This window comes from Lachnoclostridium phytofermentans ISDg, from assembly GCF_000018685.1.
In the GTDB taxonomy this organism is placed as follows: Bacteria; Bacillota; Clostridia; order Lachnospirales; family Lachnospiraceae; genus Lachnoclostridium; species Lachnoclostridium phytofermentans.
Window position 1 is genome coordinate 4,584,049 of the sequence record NC_010001.1, and the last position, 15,437, is coordinate 4,599,485.

General features: G+C 36.9%; 19 protein-coding genes. 3 read left to right on the forward strand and 16 right to left on the reverse strand.

Annotation, left to right across the window (positions count from 1 at the left end; genetic code table 11):
- The first annotated feature begins 44 nt into the window (after positions 1 to 44).
- Positions 45 to 557, forward strand: a complete 513-nt coding sequence (locus CPHY_RS19320; protein ID WP_012201725.1) for a transcription repressor NadR — start codon at positions 45 to 47, stop codon at positions 555 to 557.
- 218 nt (positions 558 to 775) lie between these two features.
- On the forward strand, positions 776 to 1,849 hold the full coding sequence (locus CPHY_RS19325; protein WP_012201726.1) for a PTS transporter subunit IIC: 1,074 nt from the start codon (positions 776 to 778) through the stop codon (positions 1,847 to 1,849).
- A 311-nt stretch (positions 1,850 to 2,160) separates the two neighbouring features.
- Here the strand turns inward: CPHY_RS19325 and yfcE are convergent, their stop codons facing one another.
- Positions 2,161 to 2,724 carry a phosphodiesterase gene (gene yfcE / locus CPHY_RS19330; protein ID WP_012201727.1) on the reverse strand — a complete coding sequence of 188 codons (564 nt, stop codon included), beginning with the start codon at positions 2,722 to 2,724 and terminating at the stop codon, positions 2,161 to 2,163.
- A 255-nt stretch (positions 2,725 to 2,979) separates the two neighbouring features.
- Here yfcE and CPHY_RS19335 point away from each other — a divergent pair, with 255 nt between their 5' ends.
- A complete protein-coding gene (locus tag CPHY_RS19335) occupies positions 2,980 to 3,825 on the forward strand; it encodes a glycerophosphodiester phosphodiesterase family protein (RefSeq protein WP_012201728.1) in 846 nt (281 codons plus the stop codon).
- A gap of 195 nt (positions 3,826 to 4,020) precedes the next feature.
- On the opposite strand, the gene CPHY_RS19340 is transcribed toward CPHY_RS19335, so the two are convergent.
- The 15 genes from CPHY_RS19340 to CPHY_RS19410 all read right to left on the reverse strand — a co-directional run bounded on the left by CPHY_RS19340 (position 4,021) and on the right by CPHY_RS19410 (position 15,395).
- Entirely contained in the window at positions 4,021 to 4,881 is an 861-nt protein-coding gene (locus tag CPHY_RS19340; protein WP_012201729.1) for a YwmB family TATA-box binding protein, read from the reverse strand.
- Positions 4,882 to 4,933: 52 nt separating this feature from the next.
- Positions 4,934 to 5,353: an ATP synthase F1 subunit epsilon gene (atpC, locus tag CPHY_RS19345; protein ID WP_012201730.1), complete on the reverse strand. Its 420-nt coding sequence runs from the start codon at positions 5,351 to 5,353 to the stop codon at positions 4,934 to 4,936.
- Between the two features lie 9 nt (positions 5,354 to 5,362).
- Positions 5,363 to 6,781, reverse strand: a complete 1,419-nt coding sequence (atpD, locus tag CPHY_RS19350; protein ID WP_012201731.1) for a F0F1 ATP synthase subunit beta — start codon at positions 6,779 to 6,781, stop codon at positions 5,363 to 5,365.
- Between the two features lie 18 nt (positions 6,782 to 6,799).
- Complete coding sequence (gene atpG / locus CPHY_RS19355) at positions 6,800 to 7,675, reverse strand: ATP synthase F1 subunit gamma (RefSeq protein WP_012201732.1); 876 nt, start codon at positions 7,673 to 7,675, stop codon at positions 6,800 to 6,802.
- An 18-nt stretch (positions 7,676 to 7,693) separates the two neighbouring features.
- A complete protein-coding gene (gene atpA / locus CPHY_RS19360; RefSeq protein ID WP_012201733.1) occupies positions 7,694 to 9,202 on the reverse strand; it encodes a F0F1 ATP synthase subunit alpha in 1,509 nt (502 codons plus the stop codon).
- 57 nt (positions 9,203 to 9,259) lie between these two features.
- Complete coding sequence (locus tag CPHY_RS19365) at positions 9,260 to 9,808, reverse strand: F0F1 ATP synthase subunit delta (protein WP_012201734.1); 549 nt, start codon at positions 9,806 to 9,808, stop codon at positions 9,260 to 9,262.
- Positions 9,796 to 10,380 (reverse strand): F0F1 ATP synthase subunit B, encoded by a 585-nt coding sequence (atpF, locus tag CPHY_RS19370; protein ID WP_012201735.1) that lies wholly within the window; start codon positions 10,378 to 10,380, stop codon positions 9,796 to 9,798. The genes CPHY_RS19365 and atpF overlap by 13 nt, the downstream gene beginning before the upstream one ends.
- Positions 10,381 to 10,419: 39 nt before the next feature.
- A complete protein-coding gene (gene atpE, locus CPHY_RS19375; RefSeq protein WP_012201736.1) occupies positions 10,420 to 10,680 on the reverse strand; it encodes an ATP synthase F0 subunit C in 261 nt (86 codons plus the stop codon).
- Between the two features lie 48 nt (positions 10,681 to 10,728).
- Entirely contained in the window at positions 10,729 to 11,472 is a 744-nt protein-coding gene (gene atpB, locus CPHY_RS19380) for a F0F1 ATP synthase subunit A (RefSeq protein ID WP_012201737.1), read from the reverse strand.
- Positions 11,473 to 11,510: 38 nt separating this feature from the next.
- Positions 11,511 to 11,891, reverse strand: coding sequence for an ATP synthase subunit I (locus tag CPHY_RS19385; protein WP_012201738.1), 381 nt, complete (start codon positions 11,889 to 11,891; stop codon positions 11,511 to 11,513).
- A 60-nt stretch (positions 11,892 to 11,951) separates the two neighbouring features.
- Positions 11,952 to 12,245, reverse strand: a complete 294-nt coding sequence (locus CPHY_RS19390; protein ID WP_012201739.1) for an AtpZ/AtpI family protein — start codon at positions 12,243 to 12,245, stop codon at positions 11,952 to 11,954.
- A gap of 256 nt (positions 12,246 to 12,501) precedes the next feature.
- Entirely contained in the window at positions 12,502 to 12,930 is a 429-nt protein-coding gene (rpiB, locus tag CPHY_RS19395) for a ribose 5-phosphate isomerase B (RefSeq protein WP_012201740.1), read from the reverse strand.
- Between the two features lie 131 nt (positions 12,931 to 13,061).
- Positions 13,062 to 13,517 (reverse strand): low molecular weight protein arginine phosphatase, encoded by a 456-nt coding sequence (locus CPHY_RS22020; protein ID WP_012201741.1) that lies wholly within the window; start codon positions 13,515 to 13,517, stop codon positions 13,062 to 13,064.
- Positions 13,518 to 13,561: 44 nt separating this feature from the next.
- A complete protein-coding gene (locus tag CPHY_RS19405) occupies positions 13,562 to 14,620 on the reverse strand; it encodes an L-threonylcarbamoyladenylate synthase (RefSeq protein ID WP_012201742.1) in 1,059 nt (352 codons plus the stop codon).
- A 61-nt stretch (positions 14,621 to 14,681) separates the two neighbouring features.
- A complete protein-coding gene (locus tag CPHY_RS19410; protein ID WP_012201743.1) occupies positions 14,682 to 15,395 on the reverse strand; it encodes an N-acetylmuramoyl-L-alanine amidase in 714 nt (237 codons plus the stop codon).
- Between the last annotated feature and the right edge of the window lie 42 nt (positions 15,396 to 15,437).

Consider the following 15,437-nt stretch of genomic DNA (forward strand, 5'->3'; position numbering starts at 1 on the left):
GTTTACGCAGTAAGTGCAAAAAATATGTTAGGAGGGAATAGCATATGGAGGGAAAGGAACGTAGAGAAAAACTACTTATGATACTGAACAAGGCGAATGCACCCATCCAAGGAAGCGAACTTGCGAAACAACTAGGTGTGAGTAGACAAGTGATAGTCCAAGATATCGCATTGTTACGAGCGGTCAATAAAAATATCCTTTCTACTACGAAAGGTTATATCCTTTATTGTCAAGAGCCAAAGAAAGTAAATCGTTGCTTTTATGTAAAACATTCCACAGAACAAATCGAAGATGAGCTAGGTTCCATTGTAGATCTTGGTGGAAAAATCCTTGATGTGATTGTCAGCCATGCTATTTATGGTACGATTGAAGCAGACTTAATCATCAGTACCAAACAGGACGTGATTGATTTTGTCACTAAGGTTAACCAAAAGCAGACAGTTCCTCTAAAGGAACTCACTGGAGGTAATCACTATCATACGGTAGAAGCTGATGATGAAAGTTCTTTAGACCGTATCGAGTCAGTTTTAAAGGAAAAAGGTTATCTAATTGATTAGAGCTATATGATTATCTGATTGATTAAAGCTACATGATTATCTGATTGATTAAAGCTACATGGTTATCTGATTGATTAAAGCTACATGATTGACATTCTTTTCAGTCTATGATATATTTCTGTCAAGACAGCTGTATATACGCCTGTATATGCAGCTTTTTTAAACGATAGAATAAATATGAAACATTAAATTGTTTTTCAAACATAGGGAGGAGAACTATGTCTAACATTAAAAAAATTCTAAATCGTATCTTTATTGAAGGATTAAGCGGAATGGCACTTGGTCTATTTTCCACCTTAATTGTCGGTACCATCCTACAACAGATTTCAAAATTCATCGGTGGTACAGTTGGAGATACCATATTTTTAATTAGTAAAATAGCTACTATTTTAACAGGAGCTGGTATTGGTTGTGGAGTAGCATATAAGTTTAAAGAGCCGCCATTAGTTTTATTATCCGCTGCTACCGCTGGAATGGTTGGTGCCTATGCCTCTAATATCTTAAAGGGTACCCTTCTATTGTCTGATACCGCGACACCAACGATAGCATTTGCATCTCCGGGAGAGCCATTAGGAGCGTTTATCGCTGCTTATATAGCGATTACTATCGGCCATCTGGTATCTGGTAAGACCAAAGTAGATATCCTTGTTACACCAATTACCTCTATTGCTTCTGGTTCCATTGCAGGATTATTGGTTGGGCCAGCTATCACTAATTTTATAACAGCTTTAGGTGAGCTTATCAATTGGGGTACAGAAAGACAGCCTCTTCTAATGGGCATTATTGTTTCTGTTATCATGGGAATTGTACTAACCCTCCCAATCAGTTCTGCTGCCCTAGGAATTTCTTTAAAGTTAGGCGGAATTGCAGCGGGTGCTGCCTGTATCGGATGTTGCGCAAACATGGTCGGCTTTGCTGTTGCAAGTTACCGTGAAAATAAAATAGGTGGTTTATTCGCACAAGGCGTAGGAACAAGTATGCTTCAGATGCCAAACATCGTTAAAAAACCAATCATCTGGTTACCTGCAATTATCTCTAGTGCTATTTTAGGTCCGATTTCTGCACTTATCGGTATGACCAACAATCCTACAGGATCTGGTATGGGTACTTCTGGATTAGTAGGTCAGTTTATGGCCTTTGATTCCATGGTTCCTACGTTTGGTACTGTTGGTTCTATTGGCTTAATTCTATTAATGCACTTTGTCTTACCTGCTGTTATCTCTATTCTCGTATCAGAATTTATGCGAAAGAAAAATTGGATTAAATTCGGTGATATGAAATTAGATGCCTAATACTAACTATTCTTAATGTATTAATATTTTTATATGGTTAAGCTTCACTATACACAAACAATAAAGGCACACTTTTCGAAATTTTCCATGCCATGAATAAAAGCACCAAACAGAATTTTCATCTACTTGGTGCTTTATCATTTTCTATCTTTTATACCAGTCACGCACACTTCCAAACATTCCTGTTCAGTAGGCTGGGAGTTTGGCCGAGGATGACACGCAGACCTGAAGAATGAGAATAAAAAAGAAATTCCAATGGATTTCATTTTTATTCTTCTAGTGTGAAGTTTTAGAATTTCTTAGGCGGTGTATTATAGTACCTTAGAAATTCTCTTCACACTCCACTCTCTAATTACTTCTCCATCCAAAGATTTGATTAAAAAGGTACCATTTTCGTAAATCATATAGCTGTTTTTATTACCTTCCTTTGGAATCGAAACGGATCCGGGGTTTAAGTACATACCTTGCTCCATCTTACGAATCGCTTGGACATGGGTGTGTCCATGAATTAGTATATCTTTATCGCTAATTGGCGGAAGCTTCTCTTCATTAAAAAGATGACCATGAGTAGCAAAGATGGTAATTCCATCTACATAAAGTAACAAAGAGTCAGACATTACTGAGAATTCCAGTACCATCTGATCCACTTCTGCCTCACAATTACCTCTTACACATAAGATTTCATTTTTCTTTTCATTTAGCATACGAATAACTTCTTTTGGATTATAATCCTTAGGTAAATCATTTCTAGGGCCATGATATAGAAGATCACCAAGTAATATTAATTTCTCTGGTTGTTCCTTCTCATAACACTCCATTAATTTTTCACAATAATATGCAGAACCATGTATATCAGATGCAAACATAAGTCTCATAAGGTATCCTCCTTGCTGTCTTTTTTCTACTATAGTATAGTTACTATCTTATAAAAGCAGATTACATAATGCAAGCAATTTTCAAAGAAAATAGTACAATCTAATTTTTTCCAGCGTTGACTGTGGCAAAATCTTGTGCTAGAATTCAAATTGTATTACGGCATTTAATTGATGCCAATTGCAACTAAAATGATATAACTGATAAAGCAAAAAGAAAGGATGGGCCCTAGGGAAATTGTATAGGGTAATACTACTATGAATGTAATAATTACGTTACTTATAATCCTTATTGTTTTTATTCTCCTTGTTATCTTCCTAATTGCTCCAGGTAAATATAAAAAATCTATGGTAGCACCATTAGAATATAGAAATTATGCTCATCGTGGTCTTCATAACAAATCAAAAACAATTCCAGAGAACTCTATGACTGCATTTCGTAAAGCTGTAGAACATGGATATGGAATTGAATTAGATATCCAATTCACGAAAGACGGACAAATTGTAGTTTTTCATGATGATACCTTAAATCGTGTCTGTGGTATTGATAATCGTTTGGACTTTTATACCTATAAAGAATTGAAGCAATTTTCACTTTGTAATACAAACGAACATATTCCACTTTTTACTGATGTCCTTAAATTAGTTAATGGAAAAGTACCTTTAATTGTTGAACTAAAAAATGGTCCAAAAAACAGATTACTCTGTGAAAAGGCATATAAAATACTAAAAAGCTACCAAGGAGATTTCTGTGTAGAAAGTTTTCAACCTCTTATTGTAGCTTGGTTTAAAAAGAACGCACCAGAAATATTACGCGGTCAGTTAAGCGCAGGTCCGAATGAATTTAAAAAACAGCTTACAAAGTCACAAGCTTATGTCATAAGTCGTGTCTTAACAAATGTAATCGCAAGACCTCACTTTATCGCATACCATAAGAAAAAATCCGCATGGTTAGTAAAATTGTCTGAGTTTCTCGGTGCCATCCCTGCTGTTTGGACCGTTCGAAAAAATGATGATTCAGCGCATTATGAGAATACGAATAAAATGGTTATTTTTGAATACTATTCTCCAGAACCAAAATATAAAAATAACAATCAAAAGTAAAGTACAAAAAGTAATAAACTGGGCCTAATAAATAATAAGCGGAATCTAATTTAATAAATAATAATAAATAATAAACAGAACCAGATTTATAAATAAAAAGGAAATAAGAAGAGAACCCAAAATGTTAGATTTTAGTCCAAACATTTTGGGTTCATTTCAATTTAACTTCCTTTTTTATTTCCGCTAAGTATAGCTTTACCAGTCTCCACTAATAATAGGAGTTGCAAGATATATTTTTGTTGTATCGTTCTCCTCGTCATAATTCATAGCAACTTGTATATTAATTTTATTACCATCTACTTTAATGTACTCGTCTAATAGTCCAGTATAAGCATAGATGGTATACAAATCATTCTGACGATTTTCGTATACAATTGTTCCATTAAGGTTATCAATCATACGATCCGCCATTTTATTTTTTGTCTCCAGTAATAGATTCCCTGCAAATGCTCCACTAAACTGCATGGTTATATTAATATTCGTCTTTGCCACTTTTAACTGCTCAAACAATAATTTAATTATCTTTTGATACTCTAAAATATCATTGTTAACATCCTCATAGATTGTTAAGCGAACCATTACATACTGTGTAACTCCAGAAACCTTCTCTGAATTTTGTGCAAATGCATCTATTGAGCTAGTACCATTCACCGTAACAACTTTAATCGTCGTCTTTGCTCTTTTTGCTTCTCTTACAAAAACTGTTTCTTTTCTTTCTGCCGTCTCATTATTTTCTGCCTGCTGGTCGAATCGTATTCCTAATCCATTCGAGAGATAAGAAATTAACGATAATTTATCCTCCTGCGTTAAGTACTGATTCCCATAATTTGCAGTTACCTCTAATGTACTTTCCATTAATCCGGAATTCGTATTCATAAAAGCTCCAATAATGTCTCCGTCTTTCATAAATACTTTATTTGTAATGATTTGCGCCCCAACTGCAACCCACAATAGCATAACTATGGCAAATAAAAAACGCATCCTTTTATTACTTAGAACTTCAAGAATCGGTATGTGTTTACGCTTCCGATCATAGCTAAATTGAAAATCACGCATAATAAAACCTCCATTCCTTTTTTTGATTATTGCCAAGAAATGGAGGTTTATTCTATTTATGATACTTTTCTACTACTTCAATACGCAGTAAGGATCTTCGCAGTGCCATTTCAGCTCTCGCTTCATTGATATTACCTTCTGCACCCTTTAAGCGTCTTTCCGCTCGTAGTTTTGCTTCTTTCGCACGATTTAAGTCAATTTCATCCGGCCACTCACACGATTCAGCAAGTATCGTTACTCTATCTCCAAGAATTTCGATAAAACCATCATGAAGAGCTGCGATACGTTCTTCACTTCCATTTTTAATTCGAAGAATTCCTGGTGTTAAGATTGCAGTCAGCGGAATGTGGTGCTTTAAGATACCCATTTCACCTTCTGTCGTCTTTACTTCAATCATATCAGTCTCTCCGTCAAAGAAGATGCGATCAGGAGAGATTATCTGTAACTTAAAATCCTTACTGTTATCTGCCATCTTCTTCTCCTACTTGTTTGCTTTCACTCTTGCAAGTACATCATCAATATTACCAGCATTTAAGAAGTAGCTTTCCGGTATATCATCATGCTTTCCTTCGATAATTTCCTTGAAGCCTTGAATTGTTTCTGCAACTGGAACATATCTTCCAGGAAGCCCTGTAAACTGCTCTGCAACGTGGAATGGCTGCGATAAGAATCTTTGTATTTTTCTTGCTCTCGCAACTAAGAGTTTATCATCCTCTGATAACTCATCCATACCAAGGATAGCGATGATATCCTGAAGTTCCTTATATCTTTGAAGAATCTCTTGTACATCACGTGCCACTTTGTAATGCTCTTCTCCAACTACTCTTGGATCAAGCATTCTTGAGGTAGACTCTAGTGGGTCAACCGCAGGATAAATACCTAACTCAACGATAGAACGAGAAAGTACAGTGGTTGCATCAAGGTGAGCAAAGGTTGTCGCTGGAGCTGGGTCAGTTAAATCGTCCGCAGGAACGTAGACAGCTTGTACGGATGTAATAGAACCGTTTTTAGTCGATGTGATACGCTCTTGAAGAGCACCCATCTCTGTCTGTAAGGTAGGCTGATAACCTACAGCACTTGGCATACGTCCAAGTAGCGCAGAAACTTCAGAACCTGCCTGTGTAAAACGGAAAATGTTATCAATAAAGAGAAGAACGTCTTTTCCTGACTTATCACGGAAGTACTCCGCCATCGTAAGACCAGTAAGACCTACTCTCATTCTCGCTCCTGGTGGCTCATTCATCTGGCCAAATACCATGGTAGTCTTATTAATAACACCAGAATCGATCATTTCATAGTAAAGGTCATTACCCTCTCTTGTACGCTCACCAACGCCGGTAAATACAGAGTATCCACCATGCTCTGTTGCAATATTTGTGATAAGCTCCTGTATTAATACGGTTTTACCAACTCCGGCACCACCGAATAAGCCAATCTTACCACCTTTTTGATATGGACATAACAAGTCAACTACCTTGATACCAGTCTCTAAGATTTCTGTCTGAGTAGACTGTTCCTCAAAAGCAGGTGCCTTTCTGTGAATTGGATAATATTCTACGTTCTTTGGTGCTTCTTTCTCATCAATTGGATTACCGAGAACGTTAAACATTCTTCCTAGTGTATTTTCACCAACTGGTACGCTGATTGGAGCGCCTGTTCCTTCCGCATCCATACCACGCACTAATCCATCGGTAGGTCCCATCGCGATACAACGAACGGTATCATCACCTAAGTGTTGCGCAACTTCAACTACCAGGGTATCTCCATCGTTTTTCTTTATCTTAATCGCTTCGTATATCTCTGGAAGTTTCCCCTCCGCAAACTTAATATCAAGTACGGCACCGATGATTTGAGTGATCTTACCTAAGCCCGATTTCAACTTATTATTAGTATCTGCCAATTATTTGTCACTCCTTTTCTAGTTAATAGCATTTGCTCCGGCGATAATCTCTGTTAACTCTTGTGTAATCGAGCTCTGACGAGCACGGTTATACTTAAGTGATAAATCAGAAATCATATCTTCTGCGTTATTAGTAGCAGAATCCATAGCCTGCATTCTTGCACCGTTTTCACTAGCAAGAGCTTGTACTAAGGCGCCGTAGATAAGGCTGTTAATGTATTTTGGGATAATCAGATTTAATGCTTCTTCTGCTGCTGGCTCATAATTCATAAGAGTCAGGCGCTCATTTAAATCCTCTGATTTTTCACCCTCCTGTAATGCCGCTTCCATGTCAACTGGTAACAATTTTATTAGAGTCGGTTCATGACTCACTGTATTCTTAAAGGAGGTATAAGCAAGGTAGATTTCACCTACCTCGTCTGCTACAAACGCATCAAGAACAGCTTTACCAATTTCAATAGCATCTTTATAGATCGGTGCATTCATTACTTCGGAATAGTCTTTTGCAATATGGTATCCTCTTCTTGCTAATGCCTCTTTTCCTTTACGCCCTACGGCATAAACTACAGCATCTTCCTTATTAATATCACTACTCATAACGAGTTTTAAGATATTAGAGTTATAACCGCCTGCAAGACCACGATTGGAGGTAATTACAATAATCGCCTTCTTATTTGATTTACCTGCTGATAGATAAGGATGTGATATATTACCGGACTTACGAAGCATATTTAGTACAGTATCATACATATGATCAAAGTAAGGTTTCGCATTCTCAGCTTTTGACTTTGCTTTTTGTAATTTTACTGTGGAAACTAACTTCATGGCTTTTGTGATCTGCCCGGTGCTCTGAATACTTTCCTTACGCCTTTTAATGTCTCTCATTGAGGCCATAGCTTCACACCCTCTCTATTAGTTCGTAAACTCTTTCTTGAAGTTTTCTATTGCAGTGATTAATGCTTTCTCACATTCCTCATCCATTACTTTCTTATCACGAATACTTGCCGGAATCTCCGGATATTTCGTATCGATAAACTCAAATAATTCCTTCTCAAAACTTCTAATTTTACTAACCTCTATATCTAATAAATACTTCTTTGTAGCAGCAAAGATAATGATTACCTGATACTCTACTGGCATTGGTTTGTATTGTGGTTGTTTTAAGATTTCGCGAATTCTTTCACCTTGTGCAAGTTTTTCTTTGGTATCTGCATCAAGGTCAGAACCAAACTGAGCAAATGCAGCAAGTTCACGATACTGTGCAAGTTCAATACGGATAGGACCTGCGATCTTCTTCATCGCTTTTATCTGTGCAGAACCACCTACACGGGATACGGATAAACCTGCATTCACCGCTGGACGGAAACCTGCGTTAAACATATCAGTCTCTAAATAAATCTGACCATCTGTGATAGAAATAACATTCGTAGGAATGTAGGCAGATACGTCACCTGCCTGTGTTTCGATGATTGGAAGTGCTGTTAAGGATCCACCGCCAAGCTCATCATTTAATCTAGCAGCACGTTCTAGTAGTCTTGAATGTAGATAGAATACATCACCTGGGTATGCCTCACGTCCTGGTGGTCTCTTAAGAAGCAAGGAAAGTGTACGATATGCCGCTGCGTGCTTCGTTAAGTCATCATAAATTACAAGAACGTCTTGTCCAGACTCCATCCATTCTTCCCCTATAGCACACCCGCTATATGGAGCAATATATTGAAGTGGTGCCAACTCACTAGCTGTTGAAGCAACTACTGTAGTATAGTCAAGAGCACCATACTCTTCTAAAGTTTTAACAATATTTGCAACTGTAGAAGCTTTTTGGCCAATAGCAACATAAATACATTTTACATTCTGACCCTTTTGATTGATAATCGTATCAATTGCAATTGCGGTCTTACCAGTTTGTTTATCACCGATAATAAGCTCACGCTGACCACGTCCAATTGGAACCATAGAGTCAATCGCTTTGATACCTGTCTGAAGTGGTGTATCTACGGATTTTCTTGCGATTACACCAGAAGCTACACGTTCTATTTGACGGTATTTTTTTGTTTCGATCGGACCTTTTCCGTCAATTGGTTGACCAAGCGCATTTACGACACGGCCTAACAATGCATCACCAACTGGAACTTCCACTACTCTACCAGTTGTTTTCACTGTATCGCCTTCGTTAATGTTCTTCATATCACCGAGTAATACGGCTCCGACATTATCTTCTTCTAAGTTTAACACCATGCCATAGACGTCCCCTGGAAACTCCAGAAGCTCACCTTGCATTGCGTTCTCCAGACCATGAATACGAGCAATACCGTCCGCTACCTGAATAACAGTACCTACATCAGATACCTCAAGCTGCATGCTATAATTCTTAATCTGTTCTTTTATGACTGAACTGATTTCTTCAGGTCTTAAATTCAAGAGATAAGCACCTTCTTTCTGTAGATTTCTTCCTTAAGTACCTCTTTTACTATTTTATTAGCCAAGTTGTATCTTAAAGAGATTTTTTGATAGCGTGTTTAGCTTCGATTTTAGGCTGCTATCCACTACTCTATCTCCGATGCGAATGATTAATCCTCCAAGGATTGACGCATCCACCTTGTAATTCATCTCAAATTGAACATATTTTGTTGTAGCTAAAAGCTTATCTTTAATCTGTTCTTTCTCCTGCTCGCTTATTTCCACTGCAGAAGTCACATAAGCTACTCCAATGTTTTTATGCTCACGAACCTTTGCTAGAAAATAATCAAAGATTCCGGAAATCTCATCATACCTTCCCTTCTTAATGATAATCACTAGGAAGCCGGTAACATCATCGCTTACTCTACCTTTAAAGATATTTTCAACAAATGCTACTTTCTCTTCCTTCGTAATCTTAGGATGATTTAAAAATTTGATGAGTTCCGTATTCTCATTAAATACCATCTTCACAGCTTTGATTTCTTCTTCTATTATGTCAAGAGACTGATTTTCCAAGGCTAAATCAAATAACGCTTCTCCATATGTTTTGGAAACTAGTTTTGCCATGTCTCATCACCCATCTCATTCAAAGCTTCATCAATTAACTGTTTTTGTTTTGTTTCATCTATGTTGCCAGCAATAATTTTGCCAGCCATAACGGATGCTACAGCAATCATTTCTTGCTTTACTTCATCCTTCATCTTGCTCTTATTCAATTCAATTTCTTTATTTGCCCGATCTACAATTCTTGAAGCTTCCACCTTTGCTTCATCAACAATATCATTCTCACGCTTTAATGCTTTCTTACGACCTTCACTTAAGATCTCATCCACTTCCTTAGAAGCTTCTTTTATCTTTGCTTCGTAATTAGTTTTTAATTGCGTTGCTTCCTTTTTATCCTTTGCTGATGAATCCATTTCCTCTTTAATACGGTCTTGACGTTTTTGTAAGAGTTCTCTGGCCGGGTTGAACAGAAGATACGATAAAATTAGAAAAAGTACGAATATGGCAAGTCCCATAATGGCTACATCTACCACAAGTTGCATATCTAATCCAAAGATACGATTTACTAGACTTGTGTCTTTAGTTCCTGTCGCCAATACTGTAGTGCTATACATGCCTGCTATCAAATTGCCCACATTTCGGCCTCCCTTCCTTTAATATTTTCTAGAGGCCGATTACAGCTTACCGAGAAGTGGGTTAGCGAATAAGAGAATAATAGCAACCGCGAAACCATAAAGACCTGTTGTCTCTGCTACCGCTTGTCCTAAAAGCATAGTAGACATAATGTTACCTCTTGCACCAGGATTTCTACCTACCGCAGCTGCACCATGACCTGCTGCAATACCCTGTCCGATACCAGGTCCGATACCTGCGATCATCGCAAGACCTGCACCAATTGCTGAACAACCTAAAACAAATGCTTCATTAGAAATCATATATAATTCCTCCTTAATCTTTCTTTTACTCTTTTTGTAAACTATTAATTATGCATCCTCAAATGTATTTGAGATAAATACCATCGTTAACATACAGAACACATAAGTCTGAATGGCACCTGAAAATACATCGAAATAAATGTGTAGCGGAGCCGGTACAAATAATAATATTACCTTTGGTAATAATCCATAAATCAATCCCATCATAACTGTACCCGATAATATATTACCAAATAAACGCAATGATAAAGATAACGGCGTTGCGAGTTCACCGATAATATTAATCGGAGTTAATGGTAGTGGTTTAAATAGATTTGTAACGTGTGCAGCCTTTTGATACTTAAATCCATTGTAATGGATAAGTACAAAGGTAATTAATGCTAATGCTAAAGTTACACCATAATCTGCTGTTGGTGGCCTCATGCCGAACAGTCCGGAGAAGTTCATTAACAAGATAGAAATGAACAAGGTACCAATATAATTTGCAAATTTGAAACCATGTTTCTCTCCCATATTAGCTTTGGTCATACTATCAATACTTTCTACCAAAAACTCAATGAAATTCAGGAACTTGCCAGGAACCTTATAAGGATCTGCTTTTTTAATACAACGGTTTGCTATTACTGCAAATGCTATGATGACAATCATCACAATCAATAAACTAATATGTGTTGTCGTAATCCATAACTCATGCCCAAACAGCTTATACCGAAGCAGACCGTCAACACCAAAGGTTATATCATCTCTTGCTACTTCGACTGCTTGTGTATCTAATACACCTGAGGAAAGCATTATGCCTCCTAAACTCACTTTCTCACCCTCCTTTTCCCTTATTTTTTACTTAATACTTTATGGGTTAACGGCTGTATATAGGCCGATAACTTCAAACATAATACTCCTAGTACCACCGTTAATACGTTGATACTGTTGATATAAACTGCGACCAATAAAACTACAATAATTAACATAAGACGAAACATTGCATTTCTCTTTGTGTAGCTCACAGCACTCTTTTCATCCATATATAAAGATTTTTCAATCGTTGAATACATACTAAATGTTAATAATACCGATACTAATGTTCCCAAACCAAGCCCAAGATAATAGGCTAGCTTATCTACCTTTAAAAATAAACCTGGAATAAAAAATAAGATTGCAAACACTGCGATACCAATTAATAATTCTTGAAATGTTTTTTTTCCTTCATTCATAATAAGCAACCTCCCATTTATTTTTACTTATAATCTCTTTTTTGCGATTATCTTTGGATTTTATTTATCTTCTTTTCTTCTGTTCTCGCGTTCCTTTTTCATTTCAACCAAAAGATTTAGTTCAGCATCTTCTCTTTCCTTGTCTTTTGCATAAAATGATTTTGTCATAAGATAAATGTTACGAAATGCTGCCATAATTCCAAGTACAATTCCAATGATAGTAATGTAACTGGTCCCAAATCTATCGTCCAACTTCCTTCCTACATAAACACATAAAAAAATCGGAACGAGCATGCTGTAACCAATTTGGCTTATCATTAAAATTCCTTTCGCTACACCACTCTTACTCTTCATAATTTTAAATAACTCCCAAATAATTAATATTTATTGAATAGACTTGTAATTTTTTACAAATATATTTCCTGTTTTTACACAATATGAGTAATATTATACCATTTTGTCTAAATTTGTCCACTTTCTTCTAATGGAAAAGTAATAGGACATTATCCTCAATTAATCCGCAAAGCACAAAAGCTGCTATATTAACGGTTTATTTATATGCATACTATAATATATGCAATTTCCGTTATTATAACAGCCTCTAAGTTATTTAGTTCTCCAACATAGAGATTCTTCTTATATGTCTATCATCATTGGAAAATTCTGTGTTTAAAAAGATTTCGACGATCTTTAATGCAAGACCAGGTCCAACCACTCTTCCCCCCATGCATAGTACATTTGCATTATTGTGTTGTCTTGTTGCTTCTGCGCTAAAACAGTCATGACATAATGCCGCTCGAACTCCTGCTACCTTATTTGCTGCCATGGAGATACCAATACCAGTTCCGCAAATCAAGATCCCGAATTCACATTCCTTATTTGCAACTGCCATAGCAACATTTTTCCCAAAAACCGGGTAATCACAAGATGCTTTAGAATCAGTTCCAAAATTCTTATATGGAACCTTCTTCTCCTCTAAGTATGCAATTACTTCCTGCATTAAATCATATCCACCATGATCACAACCTAGTGCTATCATTATTAGTCCTCCAATTCTGTTCTTTCGTTTATTCGGTTCTATGGTAACATAGAACCGTTATCTTGTATATCATATTTTATCCCGAATCTTACCTTTGATTCGCATTAATTTGCACCGCAATCATGTTATTCTCACACTTCTCTCATTAACTGGTACATCGTTTTCTTGACTAATAGAGCAAGTTCTTCAAAACACTCTTCATAATCAAGAAGTGTTCCGCCATATGGATCAACCACATCCCCAATTTCTCCGACATATTCCTTTATACTATATATGTTACTTTCGATACCATAATCTAGCATGAGCTTTAATTTCTGTTTATATGTCATGGTCAAAATCAAGGTACTTTCTGTAACCTCGGAAGCTTTAAACTGCTTCGTCGTATGTCCATCGATAGGAATGTTATGATTTTTTAAAACCTCTTCCGATTTTGGATTGATTGGCTCTGAGAACAAGACAATTAACCCTCTTGAGCGGATTTCAAACTCATCTTCTTGTATTAAATTTTTAAGAAGTGCTTCCGCCATTGGACTACGGCAAGTATTCCCTGTACAGACAAAGATTACTTTATCATACTTTCGTGGCATGATTTTACCCCCTACTTTTGTTATCCTTTCCCAAAGCTCTATGTCTAATCTATTGTAACAACTTGATAACCAGCTGCCTTTAATAGACGATTCATAATGGCTTGTCCTAGATAATTATCCTCAAAGCTTTCTGAAAAGATATATGCTGCATTGCTAGTATCAAACTCGCGAAGACATTCAAATAAGTGTGCAGCAATTGTTTCTTCATTTTTTCTAGTTCCGATACTTTTTACATCTCCATAAGAATAAAGATTCTTCGTTTCTTCGGTAGCAAGGATTCCTACATGAAAGCCCTCTTCTGTCTTTTGCTTAGCAGCTTCATTGATTGCTTTAATTACCTGATTCGTATCACCTTCGTATATCGTAAGCTGTCCTTTCGGTGCATAGTGGCGATATTTCATGCCTGGAGCTTTTGCTACTACTGGATCACTCTTCTCTTTTTTTAACACAGCTTTGTCATATTCTGTTCCCCCAATGCACTGATTCAACATCTCTCTTGTAATAAACCCAGGACGTAAAATAACAGGGTTGTCACCAGTCAAATCTACAATGGTTGACTCTAAACCAATCGTAGAAGATCCACCATCGATGATCATGGATACACATCCATCCAAATCCTCAATGACATGTTCCGCCTTTGTAGTACTTGGTCTTCCTGACTTATTCGCACTTGGTGCAGCTAAGTAAAGACCAGACTCTTTTATTAGACGTCTAGCAATCTCATCCGATGGCATTCGGATTGCTACCGTATCAAGACCTCCTGTTGTCTCAAGTGGAACCAAATCACTCTTTTTTAATATCATCGTGAGTGGTCCCGGCCAGAAATCGTCGGCTAATCGATACGCTTCCTCCGGAACCTCCACTGCTAATTCTTTTAGTGCTTCTATGTTTGCGATGTGAACGATTAAAGGATTATCAGACGGTCTACCTTTTGCCTCATAGATACGTCTTGCTGCTGTCTTATCGAGGGCATCACCACCAAGACCATAAACAGTCTCGGTAGGAAACGCTACTAGCTGTCCTTCTTTCAGTAATTCTACTGCTTCCTTAAAATCTTCTGAATTTAAATTATCTCGATCCATTCGCTTTATTATTGTTTTCACTGTTCTACCTTCTTAACTCTTTCTGCATAATCAATTTATCTATGGAATCCACATAAATCGATTATTGCTCTATCGTATTTAAGTACCTCATCACACCTAAATGAATTGCCCATGCCATTTCCCTTTGATATTTTTCAGTAACCAATAGATCCGCCTCCTTATGATTGGAAAGGAAGCCACACTCAACAATAATGAGTGGACAAGTGGACTTCTTAAGTAGGTAATAGTCCTTATTTGGTTTTTCCAATCTATGATTACCATCGGTAATACATTCTTTTAATGTTGCTTGCATTATCTGAGCAAATTCTTTCCCCTGTTCAGACTCCGTATAATAAAATACTTGTGAACCATAACTTGATTCTTGCGGAAAACTGTTTTGATGAATGCTTACTGCTAAGACTGGATTTGCTTCTGCCATTAATTGAACTCGTTTTTTTAAATCGGATGCCTTTTTATTGGAAACACCTTCTGTATGAAGAGCTTCATCTGTGGTTCGTAGCATAACCACCTTTAGATCATTAAGTTCTAATAAATCCTTTAATTTCATCGCAATCGACAGATTGATATCTTTTTCAAGTGCTCCATTCACTCCAACTTTTCCAGGATCAAATCCTCCATGACCAGCATCAATTACAACAGTTAACCTATGATCCTCTTTCGGCTGCTTCGACCTTGAAAACATATGTTTCATGGTTTCAACGCTCTTGTCTGAGAGAAGTAACATCGAACAGAGGACCAAGATTGCAAATACAACATTAAAGTAACGTTTTTTCATTGTTCTGACCTAGTTTCCTTGCGTTTCTTTATATCATATGAA